The sequence below is a fragment of the Paenibacillus sp. FSL R5-0887 genome (genome assembly GCF_038002305.1).
Taxonomy (GTDB): domain Bacteria; phylum Bacillota; class Bacilli; order Paenibacillales; family Paenibacillaceae; genus Paenibacillus_AQ; species Paenibacillus_AQ odorifer.
On the sequence record NZ_JBBOCE010000001.1, the window covers coordinates 2,749,576 to 2,772,886 of the forward strand.

At 40.9% G+C, this 23,311-nt stretch carries 23 protein-coding genes; 7 read left to right on the plus strand and 16 right to left on the minus strand.

Translation table 11 applies throughout. From position 1 onward, the window contains the following. Window positions 1-71: 71 nt before the first annotated feature. From MKY14_RS12435 to sda, 5 genes are all read left to right on the plus strand, one after another. Entirely contained in the window at window positions 72-737 is a 666-nt protein-coding gene (locus tag MKY14_RS12435; protein WP_248548450.1) for a hypothetical protein, read from the plus strand. Continuing rightward, entirely contained in the window at window positions 718-1,245 is a 528-nt protein-coding gene (locus MKY14_RS30820) for an accessory gene regulator ArgB-like protein (protein WP_076129481.1), read from the plus strand. The genes MKY14_RS12435 and MKY14_RS30820 overlap by 20 nt, the downstream gene beginning before the upstream one ends. Then, window positions 1,242-1,361 carry a cyclic lactone autoinducer peptide gene (locus MKY14_RS12440; RefSeq protein ID WP_139330034.1) on the plus strand — a complete coding sequence of 40 codons (120 nt, stop codon included), beginning with the start codon at window positions 1,242-1,244 and terminating at the stop codon, window positions 1,359-1,361. Before MKY14_RS30820 ends, MKY14_RS12440 begins: the two co-directional genes overlap by 4 nt. A gap of 21 nt (window positions 1,362-1,382) precedes the next feature. After that, window positions 1,383-1,718 carry a LytTR family DNA-binding domain-containing protein gene (locus tag MKY14_RS12445; RefSeq protein ID WP_036676016.1) on the plus strand — a complete coding sequence of 112 codons (336 nt, stop codon included), beginning with the start codon at window positions 1,383-1,385 and terminating at the stop codon, window positions 1,716-1,718. A 220-nt stretch (window positions 1,719-1,938) separates the two neighbouring features. Then, window positions 1,939-2,112, plus strand: coding sequence for a sporulation histidine kinase inhibitor Sda (sda, locus tag MKY14_RS30825; RefSeq protein ID WP_081393959.1), 174 nt, complete (start codon window positions 1,939-1,941; stop codon window positions 2,110-2,112). Window positions 2,113-2,293: 181 nt separating this feature from the next. Here the strand turns inward: sda and MKY14_RS12450 are convergent, their stop codons facing one another. The 5 genes from MKY14_RS12450 to MKY14_RS12470 form a co-directional block, all read right to left on the minus strand. Continuing rightward, window positions 2,294-2,602, minus strand: a complete 309-nt coding sequence (locus MKY14_RS12450) for a hypothetical protein (protein WP_036676014.1) — start codon at window positions 2,600-2,602, stop codon at window positions 2,294-2,296. Window positions 2,603-2,724: 122 nt separating this feature from the next. Then, window positions 2,725-3,384 carry a helix-turn-helix domain-containing protein gene (locus MKY14_RS12455; RefSeq protein ID WP_036676012.1) on the minus strand — a complete coding sequence of 220 codons (660 nt, stop codon included), beginning with the start codon at window positions 3,382-3,384 and terminating at the stop codon, window positions 2,725-2,727. Between the two features lie 257 nt (window positions 3,385-3,641). Continuing rightward, the gene (locus tag MKY14_RS12460) at window positions 3,642-3,779 is read right to left on the minus strand and encodes a hypothetical protein (RefSeq protein WP_340976551.1); all 138 of its coding nucleotides are present in this window, start codon (window positions 3,777-3,779) and stop codon (window positions 3,642-3,644) included. Between the two features lie 616 nt (window positions 3,780-4,395). Beyond that, window positions 4,396-10,827 (minus strand): phosphodiester glycosidase family protein, encoded by a 6,432-nt coding sequence (locus MKY14_RS12465; RefSeq protein WP_340976553.1) that lies wholly within the window; start codon window positions 10,825-10,827, stop codon window positions 4,396-4,398. A gap of 117 nt (window positions 10,828-10,944) precedes the next feature. Continuing rightward, window positions 10,945-11,862 carry a LysR family transcriptional regulator gene (locus tag MKY14_RS12470; RefSeq protein WP_340976555.1) on the minus strand — a complete coding sequence of 306 codons (918 nt, stop codon included), beginning with the start codon at window positions 11,860-11,862 and terminating at the stop codon, window positions 10,945-10,947. Window positions 11,863-12,026: 164 nt separating this feature from the next. Between MKY14_RS12470 and MKY14_RS12475 the strand changes: the two genes are divergently transcribed. Continuing rightward, a complete protein-coding gene (locus tag MKY14_RS12475; RefSeq protein ID WP_076129478.1) occupies window positions 12,027-12,776 on the plus strand; it encodes an SDR family NAD(P)-dependent oxidoreductase in 750 nt (249 codons plus the stop codon). A gap of 78 nt (window positions 12,777-12,854) precedes the next feature. Here the strand turns inward: MKY14_RS12475 and MKY14_RS12480 are convergent, their stop codons facing one another. The 11 genes from MKY14_RS12480 to MKY14_RS12530 all read right to left on the minus strand — a co-directional run bounded on the left by MKY14_RS12480 (window position 12,855) and on the right by MKY14_RS12530 (window position 21,199). Beyond that, window positions 12,855-13,145 (minus strand): MazG nucleotide pyrophosphohydrolase domain-containing protein, encoded by a 291-nt coding sequence (locus MKY14_RS12480; RefSeq protein ID WP_036676004.1) that lies wholly within the window; start codon window positions 13,143-13,145, stop codon window positions 12,855-12,857. A 106-nt stretch (window positions 13,146-13,251) separates the two neighbouring features. Further along, the gene (locus MKY14_RS12485) at window positions 13,252-13,572 is read right to left on the minus strand and encodes a cyclic-phosphate processing receiver domain-containing protein (RefSeq protein WP_340976557.1); all 321 of its coding nucleotides are present in this window, start codon (window positions 13,570-13,572) and stop codon (window positions 13,252-13,254) included. Between the two features lie 230 nt (window positions 13,573-13,802). Continuing rightward, complete coding sequence (locus MKY14_RS12490; protein ID WP_076193172.1) at window positions 13,803-14,039, minus strand: hypothetical protein; 237 nt, start codon at window positions 14,037-14,039, stop codon at window positions 13,803-13,805. Between the two features lie 3 nt (window positions 14,040-14,042). Continuing rightward, window positions 14,043-14,201: a hypothetical protein gene (locus MKY14_RS12495; protein WP_175618933.1), complete on the minus strand. Its 159-nt coding sequence runs from the start codon at window positions 14,199-14,201 to the stop codon at window positions 14,043-14,045. A gap of 308 nt (window positions 14,202-14,509) precedes the next feature. Further along, complete coding sequence (locus MKY14_RS12500; RefSeq protein WP_076277666.1) at window positions 14,510-15,868, minus strand: LLM class flavin-dependent oxidoreductase; 1,359 nt, start codon at window positions 15,866-15,868, stop codon at window positions 14,510-14,512. A gap of 31 nt (window positions 15,869-15,899) precedes the next feature. Continuing rightward, window positions 15,900-16,712, minus strand: a complete 813-nt coding sequence (locus MKY14_RS12505) for an ABC transporter permease (RefSeq protein ID WP_076129474.1) — start codon at window positions 16,710-16,712, stop codon at window positions 15,900-15,902. Next, a complete protein-coding gene (locus MKY14_RS12510; RefSeq protein WP_038572516.1) occupies window positions 16,709-17,560 on the minus strand; it encodes an ABC transporter permease in 852 nt (283 codons plus the stop codon). Before MKY14_RS12510 ends, MKY14_RS12505 begins: the two co-directional genes overlap by 4 nt. Before the next feature lie 37 nt (window positions 17,561-17,597). Beyond that, window positions 17,598-18,608, minus strand: a complete 1,011-nt coding sequence (locus MKY14_RS12515) for an aliphatic sulfonate ABC transporter substrate-binding protein (protein ID WP_340976562.1) — start codon at window positions 18,606-18,608, stop codon at window positions 17,598-17,600. 43 nt (window positions 18,609-18,651) lie between these two features. Next, entirely contained in the window at window positions 18,652-19,428 is a 777-nt protein-coding gene (locus MKY14_RS12520) for an ABC transporter ATP-binding protein (protein ID WP_076129471.1), read from the minus strand. A 405-nt stretch (window positions 19,429-19,833) separates the two neighbouring features. Further along, window positions 19,834-20,610 carry an RNA ligase family protein gene (locus tag MKY14_RS12525; RefSeq protein WP_340397015.1) on the minus strand — a complete coding sequence of 259 codons (777 nt, stop codon included), beginning with the start codon at window positions 20,608-20,610 and terminating at the stop codon, window positions 19,834-19,836. A 286-nt stretch (window positions 20,611-20,896) separates the two neighbouring features. After that, on the minus strand, window positions 20,897-21,199 hold the full coding sequence (locus tag MKY14_RS12530) for a hypothetical protein (protein WP_076308888.1): 303 nt from the start codon (window positions 21,197-21,199) through the stop codon (window positions 20,897-20,899). A gap of 326 nt (window positions 21,200-21,525) precedes the next feature. On the opposite strand from MKY14_RS12530, the gene MKY14_RS12535 reads away from it, so the two are divergent. Beyond that, the gene (locus MKY14_RS12535; RefSeq protein ID WP_340397017.1) at window positions 21,526-23,268 is read left to right on the plus strand and encodes an ABC-F family ATP-binding cassette domain-containing protein; all 1,743 of its coding nucleotides are present in this window, start codon (window positions 21,526-21,528) and stop codon (window positions 23,266-23,268) included. Window positions 23,269-23,311: the final 43 nt, after the last annotated feature.

A 23,311-nucleotide genomic window follows, 5' to 3' on the forward strand; every position in this document is an offset into this window, starting at 1 on the left:
ATTTTAGCTCATTTTATACGATACTTGCAATAATAGGGTTGGTTAAACTAGAAGTCATCGGGAGTGTCGGCATGCTAGATTTTATTCTTTTTATGATATTTTCAATACTAGAGACTTATGCAATGTTTTTTCTGGCTTTCAAAATCTTCAAAATTGATCTATATCATAAAGAGATGGTGTTTGCTAGTTTTATTATGGGCTTTTGTTCTTATACAATTAGGATCAACTATGGGATTTTTCCATTAGATATTTTCTCACAATTTGCACTAATGTTTTGTTTTATGTGGATGTTATTCCGGATTCATCCCTTCTACGCTTCAATATTAACCGGGATGGCCTATCAAGCTTACTCGGTGATTCAAGCCAGTATTGTGTATCTATTAAACTCTGTAATCTCCATGCCTCTAAATACTTCGGACCCGATTACAAAAAACATAATGACAATGCAGATTTTATCAGCATTAGCCGCGATTCTCATTGGTATGTATGTGGGCTATAAACGTATTGGATTTGACTTTGTACCTGATAAACCCGATGTAAAAGTCAAACCAACAACTAGTGAAAAAATATTATTCGCTCTTAATCTTCCTACAGTAATTGTCGTTACTTTATTCACTTACTTTATTGAATCTAATTTCTTTTTCTTGATCCCAATTTTCTATGGGGTAATATTATGGGGATATCTATATTTCTCATACAAAAAGGACAGAAATAACTATGAGTCATTTAGCACTTAAAATTGTTGAGGTCATTAAGAAAAGTAATCCAGAGCAATCGCATTCAATTGAAATCATGCATTATGCCCTTAGCATTATTCTGAATACTTTATTCATTATTATGACTTCTTTATGCATTGGCGGGCTCACTGGACAGCTAAAGGAAACATTCTTAGCCTTATTCAGCTTCATGCTCCTAAGAATGTCATCTGGTGGTGTGCATTTAAAATCCGCAAGAGCCTGCAATATTGTATCTATCTTTATCTGTTCACTGATCCCTCATATAACTTATCTAATACATAACCATTTGATTTGGATTAATCTTTTTTCTTTACTTGTAATGATCTTATGTGCTCCGAATCCTGATGCTAATGCCCAAATCCCCAAAGAATGGTATTTGGGTTTAAAGCTACTTTCCATAATTCTGGTTTTTTTAAATTTTCGGCTCCATTCGCCTGTCATTGGATTGGCATTTTTAGTTCAATCCTTTACAGTCATAATCCCATTACAAAGGAGGACAATCAGATGAAAAAAAACTTAGCTCGTTATGCTTCTAACATTTTAGGTACTTCTGCTACTGTTTTTGCAACAATTCTGAAACCATTTGCTCACAGCCCTGAGATTCCAAAAGAACTGCGCAAGTAATTAAACAAGGATGGGGAAACGATGCGTGTCTTACAGAAAGACGGTTCCTCTAGTGATATTCTAGAGGAAGATATATTGTATTTCTCGAATTATAAGAATACAATATTCGTCCATACGAAAGAAGGCGAATTTATTCTCCCCACCACGCTTTCCGATCTTTCCGTAGCGTATGAGGGTAAGGGATTCGAACGCCTTGACCGCAGCAATGTCGTCAATATCAACAACATAGAAGGCTATGATCCCGGGCGGAAGATTGTATGCTTTAATCAAGGTACGCAGTTCACTACTGTTTCGGAATCCAATGAACCTCGCCTTAAGAAGTATCTTGCTTCACAAAAGAAAAAACCGTCAGAATAAAATTCAGTTTTTTAATAATCCCGGCATGTTCACGCATGCCGGGATTATTTTATTAAAAATTGAAACTTTTTAGCAATTTCCTCAAAATCGCACATTATGCCATAATAATCCTCAAATGTAAAGATAAATTCGTAGGATGAATGACAGGAGACGGATCCTATTCCAAATGATACCATATAGATAAACCTATAATAAAAACAATTAATGATGGAGGATCATAATGAATTACTATTTTCATCCCTCTCCACGGCCCTCATCTCTGGAATCTATATCTGACGAGGATTTACTAAGAATCTATGAGCTAGCGGTTGATGCCCATGCGTTACCGGATTTCATTGAAATTATTAAAGAGATCATGAGAAGTAGAAATCTCATAGATTCTGAAAGTATATAACATCCCCTTCCCCATTAAATTCACACTGACGCATGGTACACATTTTTCTTCAGCTTCAACCAACAATAAACTCCTTAGGTCGCCTTAAGTCAACTACATTAACATAAAAAAGGTAGAGCCTCCGCGGCCCTACCTTTTTTATATGCACATATGATGGTTAATCTGAGATAAAAATAATGCTCTATTCTGTAATTTCTGTTTTGAAAACATTTTCCAATTTGCCGCCGAGTCTTTTCTTCAAGGGAACTTTAATATCTCTGCCCAATTCTTTAAAGAAAGTTTCAACATCACATTTCACATTTTTTGCAGTTGCGATTACCGCACCATCACCAACAATGTTTTGATTCGCTTCAAGAGGAACATCAACTTCGATGTCATACTTTTTGGATAATGTCTTGATGTAACGTGCGAAGATCTCCAGCAATTCCTCGTTATTAAAATTTTCTATAGCGACTTTGCCCTTGCTGGTAAACTTCATGTTAATTTTCATTATTAATATCCCCTTTTCTGTCAAACCATTTTTAGTTGTTAGTTTATGGATCAAGATGAATAGATGGCTGCAAGAAAGGGCAACATTCATTCATTTTTGAGATCATTAGCAAAAGGCATACATTATTTATAAGCACCCTTTATTTGTTGTACTTTAAACTGAGTAAATTCTTTAAGTGCTTGTATGACCTGATCCTGTTCCTCTTCCTTCAGTTCATAAACGCACTCCCGTAGCCACTCGCCAAATAGAAAGGCTTGACGCCCTTTACGGGGGCTCTTTCTTAAGGAGTCGAGGTTACCCTCAAACTTATCGTTCAGGACATCGGTCAGATTGTATTTCTCAATCTTCTCTATTACCATTCCTGCCCCATATTCCGTTTCGTAAACTATAACTTCATTCGAATCAAAGGAAACGTACGATGTTTCTTTCCCTTCCTTCGCTCTGAATTCCTTAAGCTTGTTAAAGGCTGTCTCGTAGATGTAATCTTGAGACTGTTTGAGCTGTGGCAGCTCATATCCTTGCTTCAAGGTCTTGATATATTCAATATCTGGCATATAATCTGCCAAATGGTACATCCGATTCTTCAGATCCGTTCCAAGCGCTTCAATGATCTTGTCCAGATTGTCTTTAAGCGGAATGCTCTCTCCACGTTCGATTTTGCTAAGCTGTGAGTAACTTATACCGCTCTTTTCTTCCAGTCCTCTTAAGGTTAACCCTCTCGTCTTTCTGATGTGCCGAATGAAATTACCCAGCTCATCGGGATAGTTCTCAAAATCATTCATGGGAGTCACCTCCCTACTATCATAACACAACATAACAATTTGTGTTGGCTAATAACAATTATTCCTTGTTTTTACTTGCCTCTGAAGAGTAATTCCCAGTATTCCACGCCCAATATAACCCTATCTTTACAAAATACCGGAAAAAGACTCAGCGCCCGTCTGTAAGGATTTGGAATATGCTCGTTACTCGCCTCAGTTTTACTTTCTGCTTAAGCCCCATCCATCTTCTTGGTCTTACCTTCCGCTTTCTGCTCACTTTACTCACCTGGCTCACTTGGCACACTTGGCTCAACTAGCTCACCTGACTCACCTAACTCAACTAGCTCAACTAGCTCACCTGACTCACCTAACTCAACTAGCTCAACTAGCTCACCTTGCTTACCTAGCTCACTCAATTCTACCTCATCGGACCGAGGAGACCTTATTAAGCTGATTTCAGCCATTCTGCTCATCTATCGGACTCAGATGCAGCTATTCATTAAAATATATTACGATTCCGGGCAAAAGTATGACAATAAGAGCTGTGGAGTCCGAAAATTTGGAAAAATGGACCAAAAAGTTAAAATAGCGGCAATACAGTCCGTTACGATCCCAAACCATCGAGGCTATCTGTTAAAACAAACTTTCTTGATAAAAGTAGCTCGTCCGAGCCGAACTTACCAAGTGTGCATCGCTGTTGGCGTACTTTAGCTTTAGCGTTCCTCAGCGAGCGTGTCTTAGGTTTATCCGTACCTCAGCGAGTGTACTTTAGCTTTAGCACACCTCAGCGAGCGTACTTTAGCTTTAGCGTTCCTCAGCGAGCGTGTCTTAGGTTTAGCCGTACCTCAGCGAGCGTGCCTTAACTTTCCGTTCTCCATTTTCCCTTCTCCAATCCTTTGTGTCTCACCACCTGTTTTACTTTTAATTCGCTTTCCCCCTCTGTGTACATGCGTGCGTACCCTGCACATATCCAACTAATCCAATTATCAAAAAAACAGCCAGTCCCCATCAACCTGAGACTGGCCACAATCATTACTCCATAACACTCAGCAGGTTGAGGATCATCTGTGCACTTTCAGCACGTGTTCCGTTTTGGTTCGGTGCAAATTGTCCTTCAGCCCGTCCTTGCATCAAACCAAGTCTGTACACTTCGCTGATTGCCTCTTGAGCCCACTGTGGAGCATAACCAATATCGTTGAATGCCGAAATGTTACGGCTAGCTACAGATACATTACTCTTCGCGTAAGCATATGCACGAGCCAGCATTGCAGCCATCTCCTGGCGGGAAATCTTCGCCTCCGGTTCAAACTGTGAAGCAGTCTGGCCGTTAATCACTCCAGCTTGTTTGGCTAACCCTACTGCTTCTGCATACCATTTATCTGCAGGTACATCAGCGAAAGCAGGTTCCGCTTGACCTTTCAAGCCAAGCGCACGAACTAACATCGCTGTGAACTCCGCCCGTGTAACCGCACGGTTCGGATCAAATTGGTCCGCAGCAACACCTTGTACAAGTTGTTTTGCCGCAAGCTGCTTCACAGCAAGGTAAGCCCAGTGATCGGACTTCAAATCTTTGAATGTTTTATCAACTTCTAAAACAACGTATTTACTAAAATGACTGACGGCAGCAGATAGATAACCATTCGTCCATGTACTGCTCATATACTCTAATTTACCCACGTCTTCGATAAAATAAATACCTAATAAGCTTCGATCTACATCTGCACCGACCTTATATGAAATCATAATCGGCTCTGCAAACTGTCTTAACGAGAAGGACTGATCATTTTGTGTGAATATGCTAAGCGACCATTCCCGCAGATCACTTTTCGCCCGCAATTGTGCACCCGCAAGTGCACTTGCACGAGCCAACAGATCCACTGCTGTATTATCAGCTACAGGTTTCAGCCGTAGCGAAATCGTACTCTTGGCAAGAGCCTCAGCTGAGATTAGCTTACTTAGTTCTGCCAGTACTGTAGCAGGAATCGTAACGGATAAATCCTGCATAACCACTCTAAGCGGTGCGCGTCCAAGCAGCTCTGCTGCATTGCCTGGCAAAAGTAATTCCGTAACCGCCCCATTAACAGAAACCACAACTTCACCTTGAGCATTCTTGCTCTCTGACAGTTGAGAAGCCGTTATAGTGACTACGCCCGTTTGTGCTGATGCCGACGGAGTTGGTGTAGCGGTTGGCGTTGGTGTCACCGCAGGTCCCGGCACCCAAGCACCCGGCGTTGATGTTGGCTCTGGACTTGGTGTTGGTGTCGGCTCTGGGCTTGGTGTCGTACCCGGCGAGCCCTCAGTCACTATCAGAATATATTCAGTGCTCAAACCGTTATAAACAGCGCTGACTTTTGTTGTACCAGCACTCAAAGCATGAAGTTCTCCAGCCTCACTAATCATTGCAATGGAATGATCAGATGTATCAAAGATTACTCCCTCGAACAATTCTTGCTTGCTGCCGTCACTGTATACCGCCTGAACAACAACGGAGCCAATACTTCCTTGTTCCAGCGAATCCGGCCCATCCATTGTTATTTCTGTAAGAATAGGTGCTTCATCATTTGTTACTACAAGGTTATACTCAGAGGCGAACTCCCTATAGGTTACTGAAATTACAGTGGAGCCTTCCTGATGAGCCTGAACTAAACCCTGTTCATTGATCGTAGCAATATGCTCATTCAAGCTGGAATAATGAAGTCCATCTAATATTGCGGTACATTTACCAGATGCATAGACAGCTTCTGTTACAGATTGGTCGACTTCTTCCGGTTTAAGCTGTCTCTTTCCCTGAAGCTTAATTGCTTGCAGCGCATCTACAGTTATCGTACTTTCAGCAAAAATATTCGGGTAACCTGCCACTGTGACTCTTATCTTAGCTGTCCCTGGCTTCAATGCAGTAACCAAGCCATTTTCATTTACAGTAACAACTGATTCTGCCGGATCAGGAACGATGGTCCAAAGCTTTGTCAGATGATTAGCCTCATCCGGCCCCACCTTAGCTTGCAATTGCAGGCTAGCCCCAAGCTCAAGCTCTACAGCAGTTTGATCCAGCGTAATGGATTCCGGAACCAATTTGCCGATTACTAAACGGTCAATCTCAACCCCGTCTACTGTTCTTGCGGTAACCGTAATCTCGTTCTTCTCAATCTCAACAGCCGTATAGATTTGCTCATCTTCGTCATATATTTTTTCCTGCCAAAAACGTGGTGTCAGCGCATAGAACTTAGGACCCGAGGAACCGCCGATAACATACCGAGTGCCTTCGCCTTCTGCAACCTGTTTACCCTCCTTCATCGGAAAAGTTCGCAAATAGATATGATCATGACCGTTCATGACCAAATCTACGTTGTGCTTATCAAAGACCGGAACCCACTTCGCTTGTACCTGCTCATTCGAATAGATGCTGCCGTACGGTCCTTGATGGAAAAAAATCACCTTCCACTTTTTATCTGTAGCGGAAAGATCCTGATCCAACCACTCGGCCTGTTCAGTGAACGGACTACCTGAATGCTCTGTATTCATAACCACAAAGTGCGTATCCTTAATATCAAAAGAATAATTCGTACCTTTTACGCTCGCCGCACCATTTTGCGGGTTATTGAATTGCGCCAGATAATCCCCATCTCCATTGGTTCCCATCACTTCATGGTTCCCGATAATCGGAACAAGTGTGGTATTCATCAGCTGCTTTTGAGCTGCATCAAACCACCAGTTCCACTGCTCTTGTTCAAAGCCCTTATCCACCATATCTCCAGCATGAACCAGCATTTCCGCATCCGGCATATACGCGTAAGCCGCTTCAATCGTATCTCCCCAAAGACCAAAACCAGCCTTAGAATCTGCTTGGGAATCTCCGATAAACAGGAATTTTGTAGAAGTGTCCTCACCACCACTTGTAACAAAAGCTCCTTGCTCACTTACATTTGACTCGCCATCACCCACACGATATACATATTCCGTTCCGGGGGTAAGCGCAGTGGCCTCCGCTTTATGAACTCGCATCGTTCCGTCATTGTTGGTGTTGTAAATTGAACTGCTACCGGTAATTTTTATTACATTCGCAGCTTGAAAGCTTGTAAACTCCGCTTTTTTCACAAGTTCTACTACAGTATCCATGGTCAACGGTTCTGTCTGCCAAGTGAACTGGCGAGAAGTTGCTGCATCTTGGCCCATCGTAACATTAACATTACGCGGAGCTGCAGTAGCGTCATATGGAGCAACCTTGAACGTCATTACAGGACTATAGGTATTTCCTTTTACCGCCTGCAATTTAAAAGTTCCTTCTGCTGAAGTGACAAAGTCAGTAGTTAGTGTTCCACTTGCCCCTGAAGCAACACCTTGTACCTCCACTCCATCGAACAGCAGCTTTGCTCCTTCAACGACACTTCCATTCAGATCTTTTACCGCAAAAGATGCATCAAAGCCCTTCGCAAGATCATAATGGTTCCAAGTGAGCATCAACTGTGTCTTCACAACAGATTCAACAGCTGCTCCAATAAAAGAAATAGGAACCCCAGTACCCTCTGTAGAAGTTACCGATCCGGATGTATTTTCAATTACAAAAGCTTTGCTAATATCTCCAGCCAACTGCTCCTGAGTGTAGGGACCCACAAAATCATTTCGAACTGTATATTGAATTTGCCCGATGAGATCCGTATCTCCCAGATTGGAAGAATTGATATTCGTTAAGTTAAGACGCACAGTGCCCAATACCGGATCAATGATGGACTCCACTTGTGTTTCTGATAACATATTCCCCCGAATTACCTGCAAATCTTTAACTGCAGCCGGATTAAAAGCAAACGTAAGATGTCCTTCCTTCAGCTTGTTCGCTTTCTCTGCCGTTACGTCCAAAGTGTAAGTGTTGCCGGCATATACTACTTCTGGTGTTTTGTACAAATAGAACGGAGAGCCCAAATTTACTGTAAAATACCATTCTTTTATCGTCTGGTTACCGCTCAAATCGCGGATGGCAACTTTTACTTTATGACGGCCTTCTGTAAGTGGAACCTTTGGTTTATAAGTGATCTGACCTTTTGGAGGATAAAAGCCATGCTCCACTAATTGATCGTCCACATATACTCGTGTTTTGTCAGGATCGATTAAGGTCGTTCCCGGATGCACTACTGGATCATAACCATCATCCTCACCATTGACGGAAAGGGTCGGTGTAGCTGTTTTGACAATTTCGTTCACGCCGGGATATGCATCTTTAAGAATAGGAGGTGTTCTGTCCTCCTCTAGCGGGCCATAAATGGCACGAATATCATCAACGTAAATAGCTCCCGCACTCTTGTTAAGATTGCTTGTCTCCATATAGCGGACAGGCATATCCATCGTTAACGGGGTGGTTTTCCCCTTAGGAACGGATACTTCGACGTATTTCCACCCCGTCCAGTTCACACCATTTACCTGATCAGTAAAATCCACTGGCACTGCCGCATTATTGCCATCCCGAATCTGTCCCCGCAGCCAGTGCTTTTTGCCATCTCCGTAGATCCACATACTGATCTTCTCAGGATACCCCGGAATCTGAATCCGATTGGCGGTTGAGCTTGCGGCTAAATAAGCACCGGATGTGCCTGTTTTATTAACAAAATCATATTCCAGCTTCAAGGCTTTGTCCCCGTTGCGGACAAAATCCAGATCAGACACTTCCAGAATCGCCACGCTGTTAGCTGCTGCACTAGAGGCTATATATTTATCAATGCCATTCTCAAAATCCTCCAGCATTACAGGCGGTAACCCCACATTTACTTCAAAAGAGGTCTCAACGTCCCTGTATTTAGCATAAATCTTTCCGTTTTTCCCGTTCTCACTCGTCGCCTGAAACAGACCCTTCTCGTCCACGGTTCCGATCTCGCCCTCAACCCGCCATTCGAAGCTAGGGTTGTCAGCTTGAATCACTTGTCCATTACGTAGCGCCTTCACAGTTAATTGTGCAGCAGCACCTGAAGAATAAGTTTTGATCTCATCAGGAAACCTAAGCTCTGTAAGCTTATCTACAACCTCAATTTCAACACTGCCTTTGACTGCCCCAGCCTCTACAATTACATTTCCTGTGCCGGCAGTGATTCCTCCGGTGAAGACTCCGTTCGCATCGACAGTACCAAGGTTAGCGTCCACCTGCCAATTCAGCGTACCCGAATAAGGCGCCGGATGGCCGTTCTCGTCCACTCCTGCCGCTTTGAATATAAAGCTGGAGCCTTGCAAAATACGTTCCGTATTCGGCTGCACAACCAGCTTAGAAGCCGAAGGTTGCTCAGGGGCTGTATTGACAAGCAATAAACCGTTACCGGTTTTACGCTCGTAACCATCTGAGCCCTGATTCATCATTCGGACACCAGATGTACCCGGCATTCTGGCCACAAAAGTAGAAGAACCGCCACCATCCAGATTCATGGCGTTCACTACGCCCATATCCTTCAGAATGTTGCCAAGCTCATCGGTATCTACGCCCTCACTAAAACCTGGAGATCTTCCATCCACTTCGAATAGAACGAGACTTCCATCCGCTTTTGTCCCAATGGCTGTCCGCGGATGAATTCCTAAAGGCCCTACACCTTGTTGAACTACTCCGTCTTTTACCAGCGGCCCTTCGCCGCCAATGGCTACCTTCACATCATTCCATTCTCCGCTAAGCGCAAAGGTTGCAGTAACGTTATCGCCAACCGATAACCCTTGCAGAACAGCACGGGACGTACCCTGGGCAGATAAAACCACTTTTCCTTGGGAAAGCGGCGTATTGCCTTGATTGTTGCGGATTTCAGATACCTTCAGCTTCAAGGTCTGGCCGCTTTTCACTTCTCCCTCGACAATATCTAGAACAACCTCGTCACCCTCATTGGTTGACTTTGTAGTTGTATTATAATCTTCCGTATAAAGAACCAGCTCATTTGTATTTCGGTATCGGTTGATGCTGGTCAGATTGGTTGTTTTTCCATTTATCGTCACGTTTTTGGTCAGCCTCGGCACCCCAAAAATCGAGCTGCCATCTTCTTTTAAACCGAAAGTAAAAGCTGAAATCGAACTGTTCAGGATTACACCCTCATCCATAAATAACCCATTAGGAACACCCGTAGCAAAACCGGAGATTTCATAGAAATCACCATTGATTCCTGCGATCACTCGGTTTTCAGGTGAATCCGCATACGTGGCCATTTCTGTAACGCCCTTCATACCGTATACCTTTCCATCCTTCGTACCTGCCCGCAGCTCCAAATTTCCTTGTTGCGGGTTGAACTCCACTGCATGTATCTTTTGTAAACCACGTTCATTCTGGAGATCCATCCAGGTATACATCGCCCCAGGTGCAAGCTCTGTTTGGCGAACATCAATAACGGTTCCGTAGTCTGTTGCTGGTAAATCAGAGATGGAAGCGCGAACAATTGCCCCCGGTTGTAACAACGAAATCAACAAAACAAAGATAACAACAACATTAATTTGCCTTAGATACCTTCTCACTGTGTTGACATCCTCCCCACTTGGCTGTCCTAATATCGATCTGAGCTTGGACAACATCATAGGGTTAATATTAACTAGGAAGCGTAAAGGTTAGATAAAATTTACCAAGGCATACTGTTAACTTCGTCTAATCATTTCATCAAATTCATGCTTTAGCCTGTTGATAAATCTTCGGGCGGTCTGGGAGGTCTGTTTTGAAGCAGAGACAATAGCTCCTGAATATTTCGCACGGGTATCTGGTGATCGTAACTCGATGGTTTTCATGAAGGCAGAAGTCATCTCTGATATTTTTAGAAACGAATAATCCAGACCAATTGTGATGGCCAGTCCTTCTGCAACTGCATTCTCAATCGCCCGTGTGTTGTTACTTACAAAAAGCAAATTGATCGGCCCATAGTCAGATAAATATCGCTCTACATAGTCCTTAATGTAAGGATCATCGTATAAAACTAACGTCTGCCCCACTAACTGATCCGGTGTAAGGATTGAATTCAGGGCTAGCGGTGACTGTGGATGTACACCCACTACAATTTTTCCTTCCATTAACCGTTCAAACTTAACCCCCTTATATGTGTCAGGCATTCCCTCCGGTGAGACCATAAGTCCAATGTCCATTTCATCCTGAAGTACATTATCCAGAATTTCTTTGGGTCCTTTTTCAAAAATCTCTATTTTCACATTTGGAAAATCTGCCTTAAAACTAGAGATTACCTTCACCATCAGATGCATGGGTCCAGGTATCGTAGCAATTTTCAAATGACCACTTAACGTATCGCTGTAAATCTGTGCCTCTTCTTTTAATTCATTTACTTTCATCAGGACTTCATTTGCTTTGCTAATAATGGTATTTCCTTCTGCTGTGGGAACCGCCTTTTGCCCGCGCGAACGGATGAACAAAGTAACTCCCAGCTCAGCCTCCAGCATGGTAATGGACTGACTCATTGCGGATAGAGTGATATGACGATTCTGAGCTGCTTTGGTTAAAGAACCAATCTTTGCGACTTCTACAATATTCTCGCATTGCTCTAAATTCATTTGAATCACCCCTTAAGTTAATCTTTACTTAATAACTATTAAATTTACTTAAATTTTAATTAATTTAGACAAGTGTTACAATGTAAATAAGTTAGTAAGTAACCATTTTTACTATATCAACTTTCATTTCTAGTATAACTATATTTCTTGAGGAGGAAACTCAAATGACAGACAAAAGAGTAGCCGTAATAACTGGTGGAGCCAGTGGAATCGGGAAACAAACCGCCATTAAATTTGCAAGTAAAGGTGATCAAGTTGTCGTTGCCGATTTCAATCAACAATTAGGTGAAGAAACGGTAGCACAAATTATTAAAGAGGGTGGCGAAGCAATTTTCGTCAAAACAGATGTTTCCAAATATGAAGATGTCGAAGCGCTGGTTCAAAAAACTGTAGATACTTATGGAAGAATTGACGTTATGTTCAACAATGCCGGGATCGGCCGCGTCACTCCTGTACTAGACCAAGACCTTAAGGATTATCACAGTGTCATTAATGTCAATCAGCATGGTGTAGCCCATGGGATTATCGCTGCTGGTAAAAAAATGCGTGAGCTCGGCATCAAAGGTGTGATCATCAATACAGCTTCTGTATTTGGATTCCTAGCTTCCCCAGGTACATTCGCATATCACGCTTCTAAAGGTGCGGTCATTATGATGACTAAATCCGCAGCACTTGAACTTTCGGTTCATGGCATCCGCGTGCTTGCCGTTGCTCCAGGCGCTGTAGATACGCCAATTATCCAAGGATATAAAGATCAAGGAATGGTTGACCAAATGAAGAGCAAAGTAATGGGTAACAAACTAACATTACCTGAACAAGTTGCAGACACTGTATACTTGCTCTCCTTACCAGAAGCTAGTGCAATTAACGGTAGTGTTGTAATGGCTGATGAAGGTTATGCTTCATTTAAATAAAGTTTAGGGTGAAAAAAATCCAAGGCTTCCCTCGAGGGAGGTCCTTGGATTTTTTTAAAAGTATTCAATAGATACACCCTACTCCCAAGTCCTCTGTTCATTAATCTCCAGCTTACGTTTAAACGCCTGCTCCAGATCAATACCAAGTTTATTGGCCAGATCAAAAATATTCCACACCACATCGTACATCTCGTATCCCAAGTTTTCTTTCCGCTCCGCATCTGGATGAAAAGATACCGACAAAACCTCTTTGGACAACTCCCCAACCTCAGTCATTAAGTACAGCATTCTCTGCTCAATGGTGCTGGTATCAAACCCTTTGATTTCACTGAACTCCTTAACATACTGTTGAAACTCTGCTGCATTCATTTCCTTACGCCTCGCTTTTTGGTATAAAGTTATGTAAAGATTAACACATCTCTTAGTCCCATCAATCTCCACTATACTTATTGACTGTTATAGGATAATAGTAAATTTATATATCCTTCTTTATAAAACCTCTGCGTTGAGCTGCCAATAAGGTCTCGTACATATCTCTTCTGCCTACAGGATTATCCGTATGATGATAAATCTTATTCGCCCTTAAACCATGCTCACAAAAGTATTTCACAAAATCATACCCGTTCTTTAGTTCAATTCCCTCGGCGTCTTCACCTAAATCATGATCAAGCGTAAGGATGTTCACTTCATTATTTTCGAAAAGTTTAACAGCGTCTTCAAATGTTCTTGCCAAGGTAAACCCTTCTGGACAGTCTCGTAAGTCATCAAGATAAACAGTTATCATATCGAACCTCATTTCTTCATGACGTCCTTATCTAGTGAACAGTATCCTCCAGCTTTATGGTACAAAAAAACACTTCGTTGAAGAAGTGTTCTTCAAAAAATTATGTATAATTCACCAAAATCCATCCCCTGAATCGAGGAATTCCATTAATTTTTTCTTAACGTTCTTTAAATCGATTGGGTTTAGTTGACCGATGTAATCAGATGAATTAAAGGAGGAGGCCTCCGCTTGGGCTACGCAATTCACTTTTGCAAATGAACTTTCCCTAATCCGCAGTCTCTTCCTTTAAATAATGGAATTTTCCACTTATCATACTTTCCTTCAAAATTTTTTATTTTAGAGTGGGTCAATGCAACGAAAACAACAAAAATTGGTAATCCATCAATAATTTCCACTATTGCGACTGGTCTTATTTCGGTTTCTCCTGTTTTTGGATAATCTACTTCATACCAAAAAACTTGCCCGGCTTTTAGATTCATCTATTACTTCTTAAATTCCTCAAACCATTTTTGTTGGAGACGGTTATCAGAGTCAATTTTAGCCTTTCCATCAACTACATTCAAACGCGGTACTTTCGATTTGAAGTTAGGATGTTCAGACAATGAGTTAGGGATATTTTTTTTCTTTTGTACAAGACTCATACCATTTTCCTCCTCCTTCTCACACATTTTAGAATGACACCTCCCAAGCATTTTATTGCTTGGTTTAAGCATATCCGTCTTTGGTATGGTTTAGACCAGTATACCAATGCAGCTGCAAACACTGTAGTTGTGCTCTAATACTATTTAAGTCTATCACAATATTTACCATATATAAACCTTATTGTAGGGCGGTAAACATTTAAAATGTGGCATTTATAGAATGATTTTTTACAATTCAGATTATTCTATTATAACAAAAACACTCCTCTATTGGTTCTTCAAAAACCGATAAAGGAGTGAATCCAACCTTATTTACCAGCCCCTACTTCAGCCACTCTACGATTCTGAAAATGACGAATATCCGGACGCTCCAATCCTAGATGTTCACGAAGGGTACTCCCCGTATACTCAGTGCGGAACAAGCCGCGTGCTTGCAAGATGGGCACAACATGATCCACGAATTCATCCAAGTTGCCCGGCAGTACTGGTGGCATAATATTAAATCCATCGCAGCCGTACTCTTCGAACCACAATTGCATTAAATCTGCCAATTGTTCATAGGTTCCAACAAACTGCATATGTCCTCGTGCACCAAGCAAACGGCGGCCTAATTCTAATATCGATAATTTGTCCTTACGAGCCATATCCATAATCAGCTGAACCCGGCTTTTCATTCCATTTGATGCTTCTACTGGATCAGGAATCTCAGGCAGCTGTCCATCTACTGGGTATTCGGACAGGTCAAACCTCAACATGCCAGACAACATACCAACAACAGCGGCAGGAGGAATCAACTCCTGCAGTTCTTTATATTTACTTTGGGCTTCCTCTTCGGTCGCTCCAATGATCGGAGACAAGCCCGGCATAATTTTTAAGCTACCACGTTCACGGCCATAATCTGCTAATTTGGAATTGACGCTTTCATAGAAGGCCTTAGCCGCTTCAAGCGACTGCTGTGCCGTAAAGATCACCTCTCCAAAACTAGCTGCAAAATCTTGTCCTGGACCAGAAGATCCGGCTTGAATAAGTACAGGATACCCTTGAGGTGAGCGAGGAACATTGAGGGTTCCTTTTGTAGAATACCACTCCCCTTTGTATTCCACTTCTTTGATCTTCTTCGCGTCAGCAAATTGTCCCTCTTCGCGGTTGACGATTAAAGAGTCATCCTCCCAGCTGTCCCAGAGAAGCGTTGCCACCTCAACAAATTCACGTGCCATTTTATACCGAAGTCCGTGCTCTGGATGCTCCGGCTTCCCATAGTTATAAGCTTCCACATCAAGCTGGGAGGTGACAATATTCCAACCCGCTCGGCCTTCACTAATATGATCTAAAGAAGCAAATTTGCGAGCCACATTATAAGGTTCGTTATACGTGGTCGATACGGTAGCCGTTAATCCGAGTTTTTCTGTTTCTGTCGAAAGGGCTGACAACAGCGTCAATGGGTCCAGCATACCCGAAGCTGCTTGATCCGCACCCATCACATACAACAAATCCGCCAAAAACATCATATCGAACTTCCCACGCTCGGCGGTTTTTGCCAATTCGCGATAAAATTTATAATTGAAGATCTTATCCGCTCCCGATTCCGGATGACGCCAGCCATAATGATGATGTCCTGAATAATAAATAAATGCACCTAAATGTAGCTGATCTTTTCTGGTTCCCATAATGACCCTGCCTTTCGAATTCTAGAGTTCGTTAACCTTTGAATGTATCACGCCAATGCAGCCATCTTCTCTCCAGCAATCGAATTGCGGAATCCGAAAGTTTTCCTATCACTGCAAAGATTGAAATTCCAACGAATACTATATCTGTTTGCGAATAAGCTCTGGCATCCTGAATCATATAGCCTATCCCCGCACTTGTTCCCATCATCTCCGCTACGACGAGTACAAGCCACGATGCACCAAGTGATAAGCGAATACCAAGTAGAATATTAGGCATTGCAGCCGGAATAATCATTTTGCTAAGCAACTGCCATCTTGTATATTGGAAAATACGGGATACTTCAACAAGCTTGATATCAACATTACGAATTCCTAGGAAAGTGTTCAGATAAACTGGAAAAAAAGCACCTAATGAAATCATTAGTATTTTAGAAAATTCACCTACACCAAACCACAAAATGAATAACGGAATAAGGGCAAGTAATGGAATCGTCCGAAGCATCTGTAAAGATGGATCCAGTGTACGCTCTACCAACTTCCCAAGTCCTGTAGATAAGCCAAGCAGCAGTCCAGTAGCAGATCCCAATAAAAAGCCAAGCCCTGCCCGATAGGCGCTAATCCCCAGATGTCGAAACAGCTCACCGCTAGCTATTAAAGAAAAGAACTGCGCAATAATGGTAGATGGAGCAGGCAATGTCGTCGCAGAGACTAGATGGAGCGCAGCTGCCACTTCCCAAATCACCACTAGAGCTAGAGGTACAATCCAACCATGCAGTTTTTTTGGAATCCAGCTTAAACCATCGTCGTGACGCTCTATTTTATTACTGGATAGGTGATTGCTCATGATCCTTTATCTCCCCTATAACTGTCCTGCCATCTTAGCAATCTCGATTCCAACAGCTTCACTAATGAATCTGACAGTTTACCTACTACAGCAAACACGATGATCCCAACAAATACCACTGTGGTCAAAGAAAACGATCGCGCGTCATTGATTAGATAGCCAACACCTGAGCTAGAGCCCATCATCTCCGCTACGACAAGTCCAAGCCAAGCTATGCCCACAGACAAACGGATACCTAAAAAGATGTTGGGCAGTGAGGCTGGAATAATTAACTTACTCACCATCTGCCATTTACTGAATTGCAGTACTCTCCCAACATCAAACAACTTGTTGTCCACCGAACGGATTCCTAGAAATGTGTTCACGTATAATGGGAAAAATGAACCTTTGGCAATCAACAATATTTTTGAGGTTTCACCGAATCCGAACCACAAAATAAATAGTGGAGCGATTGCTAAATGGGGCAGCGTGCGCAGCATTTGCAGCGACGGATCCAGCAAACGTTCTGTTTTGTATGAAAAGCCTACCCACAAACCAGCCGCTAAGCCAAGCCCTCCCCCAATTAAGAAACCAAGCAGTGCCCGCCAAGCGGATATGCCTAAATGTTTCGCCAGCTCACCGGACGCGGTCAAGCTAACCAGTTCCCGCCATATTTCACTTGGCCTTGGCAGCAATATAGGATTTAACTTTCCCATCGCTCCGGCTATCTCCCAAATCAGGAGTAAAGCAATTGGCAAGATAAGTCCAAGCAATATATTCGTCGTTTGGATGGAAAGTCCGCGCTTCTTTACTGGATTCTTCTTATGAATTAGTGGCGAGATCACAGCTTTTTCAGCACTGAATTGCATGTAAACAACCTCTTTTCTACATCTGTGGTTTCATCCGTTACTTCAAAGGTTCCTTCAGTGCTGCTTCAATATATTGATTATCTGTTATTTTAGAAACTTCAATCTCTTTACGGATGTTCTTAATATTAAATTGAAAATCGGCTGTCTTCTGCAATTCTTCAACAACAGCATCACTAATTGGAATGTTGATCATCTGGGAACGTTCAAACGTACCTTCGATTACCGCTGCCGGAATGTTCCGCTCAGCTGCATATCTTTCAGTCGCTTCAGCGCGATTATCTGTCTCCCAAGCTATAGCTTTGTTGGTTACTTTTAAATAAAGCGTAACTAGTTCTGGATATTTCTCTGCGAACGCTGAACGGGAGATCACAAAAGAAGGAGATAAGACACCCAATTGCTCACCATCCGTCAAAACCTTCCCTTTACCGGTCAATGCGTTTAGAGTAATATACGGATCCCATGTAGCCCATGCATCAACGCCACCGGTTTCAAATGCAGGTTGTGCTTCATCAGGCTGCAACTGGATAATCTCAAAATCTGCTTCTTTAAGACCTGATTCCTCAATACCGCGATAAAGGAAGTTGTAAGCATTGCTGCCTTTTGTAACAGCTATCTTCTTGCCTTTCAGATCCTCCAGTTTCTGAGCAGTACTACTACCAGGTACAAGAAGAGCAACGTTATTCGTACCTTCTAATACTTGTGAGATAATCTTAATAGGAATACCCGCAGCTTGGGCTGCGATCACCGGCATGTTACCAAGAGTCGCTATGTCCAACTTATTAGAAGCGATCGCCTCTGTCATTGGGGGTCCACTTTGAAATTCCGTCCATTCTACTTTTACGCCCAGCTTATCAAATTCTTGCTCATACCATTTTTCCTCACGGGCTTTACCAAACATCCCCCCGCTGCCCTGCACGCCAATCTTAATGGTCACACCTTCATATTTGTTGGCGTCGTTCTTTCCCACACTCTTTTCATTCGAAGCGCAGCCTGTTGCAAATACAGTCAAAACAAGCATAAGAAGTAGTGAATTACGAAATAATTTCATGGATCATCTCTCCCCTTTTTATAAAAAAATGGACTCTCTTTATCTAGATACCAGCTCCAACATCGATTGCCGGTTCTTCTACTTTCTCAAACTCACTCAGAACCAGTCGACGTAATTCTTGGAAAGAAGTACTGGATCTTTTTCGCGGAAACGGTAAATCGATGGGAAGAATATTGCGAATATGCCCAGGTCGGGGATTCATAATGACTACCCGCTCACCCAGGAATACAGCTTCATCCAGATCATGAGTCACAAATAACATAGTCGTCTTATTGCTCTGCCAAATATCAAGAAGTACCTCTTGCAGATGTGATCTAGTAAAAGCGTCTAGTGCGCCAAAAGGTTCATCGAGCAGTAATACATCCGGATTACGGAGCAACGCCCTAGCAATAGATACTCGTTGGGCCATCCCGCCTGACAGCTCACGTGGATAGGATTTCTCAAAACCCTTTAATCGTACAAGTTCAATCAATTCATCTACTTTTTTGCGAACCTCTGGATTTTTAAGCGATAAATTTGCTGCAATATTATGCTCCACCGTCAACCACGGAAAAAGTCTTGGTTCTTGAAAAATAAATCCCTTCTCAATACTCGGACCGTCGATCTGTTTGCCATTCAGTAGAACCGTGCCGCTATAGCTCGTATCCAATCCTGCCACAATTTTTAGCAAGGTACTTTTTCCGCAGCCGCTGGGACCTATAATCGTAATCAACTCGCCTTTTTTCACCTTCAGCTGAATATTGCTTAATGCGATAACATCACCTGCAGGCGCGGCGAATACTTTATTCAAATGTTCGATAACCAGTGTTTCCTCCGACACTCCATTCACCCTTTCCGATAAATTTAAACTAAACTATACTTATGTATTTAATAGGTATTCAGATTAAAAAAATAATGAAATCCTCTGAAGAACCTTATCCGATTATTCAACTAGGTTTAATTTACATCATCTTATCAGTGACATTCCTCACATGTCAAACATTATTTGCCAAATGGGTGTATGTTTTGTGAAGTGGGGAGGTTTTGCGAATGGCAAGGACATGGTATTAGTTATAGTCGATAGGGATTTATCTAATTGGATCAAAACTGCACAAAAAAATACCGCATATTTATTGGTTTTGGACCAATGAATAAGCAGTATTTTGAGGGCTGTTCACAACCGCCATCTCTTAAGGAACCTTATGCTAAATTCTGAAAATATCAGCATTGATAATAATTCCAGCTATTACTTTCTAAACGTTCTTTCATAATCTTCAAACCGTATTTTTCTAATTTGTTTACGATCCGTTGTTCTAACAATGATTCCTTCTGATTTGCCTGATGCGTCGATGCCTACTTGCGTGTTTTCGAATCTTTTTAAATAAGAATATGTACTCTCAAGAGAAGTTGGAAACTCGGAACCCTTTATGGTTTCAAGAAGTGGTGCAGACTGCAAATCAATACTTTCAATAAATCTCTTCTTCTCAATTTCATCATAAAATGGTTGATTTCCGTGATCACGCCACATCGCAATTTTCTCCTGCGATAACTCAAGAAGTCTATATAATTCATCCTTATTCAAGGAGAACACATCAAATACACGATACCCTTGAGTTTTTCTGTCAGAATAGTTCTTGGATGCTTTAGTTTTCCCTCCATAAGATTCCTGATAAATTACGGTTAATGCCCAGTCACCCTCAAGAAGGATATCTGCAATTACTTTTTCTGCTAACGGCTTAAGAAATTCCGCAATGTTCCCATAAGGATTACCGATTCTATCTCCTTTTGCATATAACAATTCTTCTCTGGAACCAATTAGATAATCAACTTCGTTATCATCATTTTTTAATAAAATGATCCTTGAATTTTCACCATCTACTTTTTCGTAAACAAAAACATCGTCTAATTCTGCGAAGCCTCTTGACTCCGTTAAAACATCATTTAACCGACCTCGTTCACCTAATTGATGATATGTAAGAATGCTTGGGTACTTTGTTAAAGAATTAATTTTCTTTAAATCCATAAACTATTCTCCCACTTTCAAATTCACTTTATATGACTCTTGTTCTTATAACTGATTACGTGTTCACGTGTTATTCCTGATGAGATTGTCATAAAGAGTTCTCCTTATTTGTTTACCAATTTAACTTTGAAGATAAGTATCATCATAATCTACGTAAACTTTGTTGATTACGCATGAAGGTTATACGCAAAGAAGGTTCTTATATGTATTTTCAAGTGATACTCATGTAATAGAAAATCAGCAAAATAAGAATATGTAAATAGTAGTAAACACCAATAAATCTTCTTTAATAATCTGATTCAAATATTGTTTCATTTTTATCATTTGAGAAAATAATTTTTAATTGAGCAGTCGGATTCCAAATCCTACTATCTTTTATAATTAGATATTTCCCACCTGTATATTCATACTCACGAGTCTTACTGTCAATCACCACTGAAAATGTTTTAGCATCTTTTAAAACTTGCGTATTATTAATTACAAGGCCAATTGAACCTTTCTCTAAACCACCAATAGCTATCTCATCTCGTATCATAGCCGTAGATTTAGTATAGTCAGAAGCACTACGATAAATATAAATATAGGGCAAGCCTTAATAAATTCAAGCATGTACGTATCTAAAATAACAAAGGATTTACCCTACTAACTCCACTATAACATTAAATGGAATATTTTCCGCAGCTTATCTTCTACCAAGGCAATAAATTCCGAGTTGTAGCCATTAGGTATTTATAGGTTTTATAACCATAATTTATTAGTCTGTAAGATTGTATTATCAGATGATTTTGATACCTTTAATGCGAAATGATTGAAGTTGCTTGTAAACAGTGTTACTCTATCAACGGTAAACTCAAAATCTGTACTCTTCAATACATCTTATAATAGTCACTATTTTTAGTTAAGAAAGGTAACACTATGATAAAAGTTGATAACTTATCCTTCGCATTCCCGCAAAAAGAACTATATAAAAACATTTCATTTACGCTTGAAGAAGCACAACATTGCGCTTTTATAGGAACAAGCGGCAGTGGTAAAAGTACACTGATCGATATACTGATGGATCCAGAAAAATATTTGTTCGAAGGCAAGCTAGAGATGGACCCCACCTGCAAAATTGGATATGTAAGTCAGTTTTCGCAACTAGACAAATCTAAAGAAACAACCGTTTTTGAATATATAGGAGAAGAATTTATTAAGATACAAAATGAAATAACAGCGATTCTCACTGAAATGGAAACATCATCAGATATTGATTCATTACTCGAAAAGTATCAATTAGCTCTAGATGCCTTTGATTTAATGGATGGAAATGATTTTGAAAGCAATATTAATAAGAAACTAAATTTAGCCAACCTCTTGAAGCTAAAAGATGTTAGGGTATCCGACCTAAGTGGTGGGGAATTCAAGCTTATTCAAGTGATGAAGGAAATGCTGACTAGTCCAGACTTAATGATTATGGATGAGCCCGATGTATTTTTAGATTTTGAAAACCTAAATGCACTTAAAAATCTGATTAATGCTCACAAAGGAATATTGCTAGTTGTTACGCATAACCGTTATCTATTGAATCATTGTTTTAACAAAATTATACACCTTGAAAACATGGAGATCCAAGAGTTCGATGGGCGATATATTGAGTATAACTTCTCATTACTTCAGACGAAAATTGAGTTACAAGAAATCGCAGTCGCTGAACAAGAAGAAATAGAGAGATACGATAACATTATTGATAATCTTAGAGCGATCGCAACCTATAATTCAGAAGCATCTAGAGGGAGAGCGTTAAAAGCTAGGGTTAAGTTTCAAGAAAGATTGGAAGCGCGAAAAATTAAAGCGCCATTCGTTGATATTAAGCAACCAAAAATCAGTTTTGGTGTGGACAATGAATTTGAAGAAGACATCACTGTTTTAAATGTGAATAATTATAGTGTTTCCTTTGATGAGTTGATTTTAGAAAATGTTAACTTTGAGATGAAACCTACAGATAAAGTAGCCCTTATCGGTCCAAACGGTACCGGGAAAACGACTTTACTCCGAGATATCTTTAAAAATAATCATGATTCAATTGAAATAAATGCTGATATTAAAGTGGCTTATCTTTCTCAGCTTCAAGACGAAGTGCTAAAGGATTCTAATACCATACTAGAAGACTTCATCGATGCTGGGTTTGCAACTTATGACGAGATTAGAGCACATCTTTCAAACTATGGCTTTGAAGGAGAAATTCTTACTCAAAAGATAGAATCTTTATCTGGTGGCGAAAAAAATATACTGCAATTGGCGAAAGTTTCTGCTAGCAAAGCAAACTTATTGCTTCTTGATGAACCGACAAGCCATTTAGACACCTATACACAAATCGCACTGGAGAAAGCCATTGAAGATTATAAAGGTGCAATTCTCATGATTTCTCATGATTTCTATTCTGTAGTAAATGGTATGGATTATGTACTAATCATTGACGAGAAGACGATTAGAAAAATGAGTATGCGAAAATTCAGAAAGATGATTTATGCCAGTCATTTTGATAAAGATTATTTAGAAAATGAACAAAATAAAAAAGCAGTTGAAATGAAAATAGAATTAGCTTTAAAAGAGACTAATTTTGAACTAGCAAAAGTATTAGTTGATGAGTTAGAAGAGCTGATTAAGTTACTTTAAATTCCAACCTTCTGAATGAAATGATTACAAGAACGATGAAATA

What these genes read in the sequence shown, in the direction of transcription:
- MKY14_RS12445 (WP_036676016.1), top strand. Translation starts at nt 1,383, where the DNA reads ATGCGTGTCTTACAGAAAGACGGTTCCTCTAGTGATATTCTAGAGGAA.
- MKY14_RS12535 (WP_340397017.1), top strand. Translation starts at nt 21,526, where the DNA reads ATGATAAAAGTTGATAACTTATCCTTCGCATTCCCGCAAAAAGAACTA.
- MKY14_RS12525 (WP_340397015.1), bottom strand. Translation starts at nt 20,610, where the DNA reads ATGGATTTAAAGAAAATTAATTCTTTAACAAAGTACCCAAGCATTCTT.
- MKY14_RS12470 (WP_340976555.1), bottom strand. Translation starts at nt 11,862, where the DNA reads ATGAATTTAGAGCAATGCGAGAATATTGTAGAAGTCGCAAAGATTGGT.
- MKY14_RS12505 (WP_076129474.1), bottom strand. Translation starts at nt 16,712, where the DNA reads ATGAGCAATCACCTATCCAGTAATAAAATAGAGCGTCACGACGATGGT.
- sda (WP_081393959.1), top strand. Translation starts at nt 1,939, where the DNA reads ATGAATTACTATTTTCATCCCTCTCCACGGCCCTCATCTCTGGAATCT.
- MKY14_RS12440 (WP_139330034.1), top strand. Translation starts at nt 1,242, where the DNA reads ATGAAAAAAAACTTAGCTCGTTATGCTTCTAACATTTTAGGTACTTCT.
- MKY14_RS12510 (WP_038572516.1), bottom strand. Translation starts at nt 17,560, where the DNA reads ATGCAATTCAGTGCTGAAAAAGCTGTGATCTCGCCACTAATTCATAAG.
- MKY14_RS30820 (WP_076129481.1), top strand. Translation starts at nt 718, where the DNA reads ATGAGTCATTTAGCACTTAAAATTGTTGAGGTCATTAAGAAAAGTAAT.
- MKY14_RS12450 (WP_036676014.1), bottom strand. Translation starts at nt 2,602, where the DNA reads ATGAAAATTAACATGAAGTTTACCAGCAAGGGCAAAGTCGCTATAGAA.
- MKY14_RS12515 (WP_340976562.1), bottom strand. Translation starts at nt 18,608, where the DNA reads ATGAAATTATTTCGTAATTCACTACTTCTTATGCTTGTTTTGACTGTA.
- MKY14_RS12480 (WP_036676004.1), bottom strand. Translation starts at nt 13,145, where the DNA reads ATGAATGCAGCAGAGTTTCAACAGTATGTTAAGGAGTTCAGTGAAATC.
- MKY14_RS12475 (WP_076129478.1), top strand. Translation starts at nt 12,027, where the DNA reads ATGACAGACAAAAGAGTAGCCGTAATAACTGGTGGAGCCAGTGGAATC.
- MKY14_RS12485 (WP_340976557.1), bottom strand. Translation starts at nt 13,572, where the DNA reads ATGAGGTTCGATATGATAACTGTTTATCTTGATGACTTACGAGACTGT.
- MKY14_RS12435 (WP_248548450.1), top strand. Translation starts at nt 72, where the DNA reads ATGCTAGATTTTATTCTTTTTATGATATTTTCAATACTAGAGACTTAT.
- MKY14_RS12490 (WP_076193172.1), bottom strand. Translation starts at nt 14,039, where the DNA reads ATGAATCTAAAAGCCGGGCAAGTTTTTTGGTATGAAGTAGATTATCCA.
- MKY14_RS12455 (WP_036676012.1), bottom strand. Translation starts at nt 3,384, where the DNA reads ATGAATGATTTTGAGAACTATCCCGATGAGCTGGGTAATTTCATTCGG.
- MKY14_RS12495 (WP_175618933.1), bottom strand. Translation starts at nt 14,201, where the DNA reads ATGAGTCTTGTACAAAAGAAAAAAAATATCCCTAACTCATTGTCTGAA.
- MKY14_RS12500 (WP_076277666.1), bottom strand. Translation starts at nt 15,868, where the DNA reads ATGGGAACCAGAAAAGATCAGCTACATTTAGGTGCATTTATTTATTAT.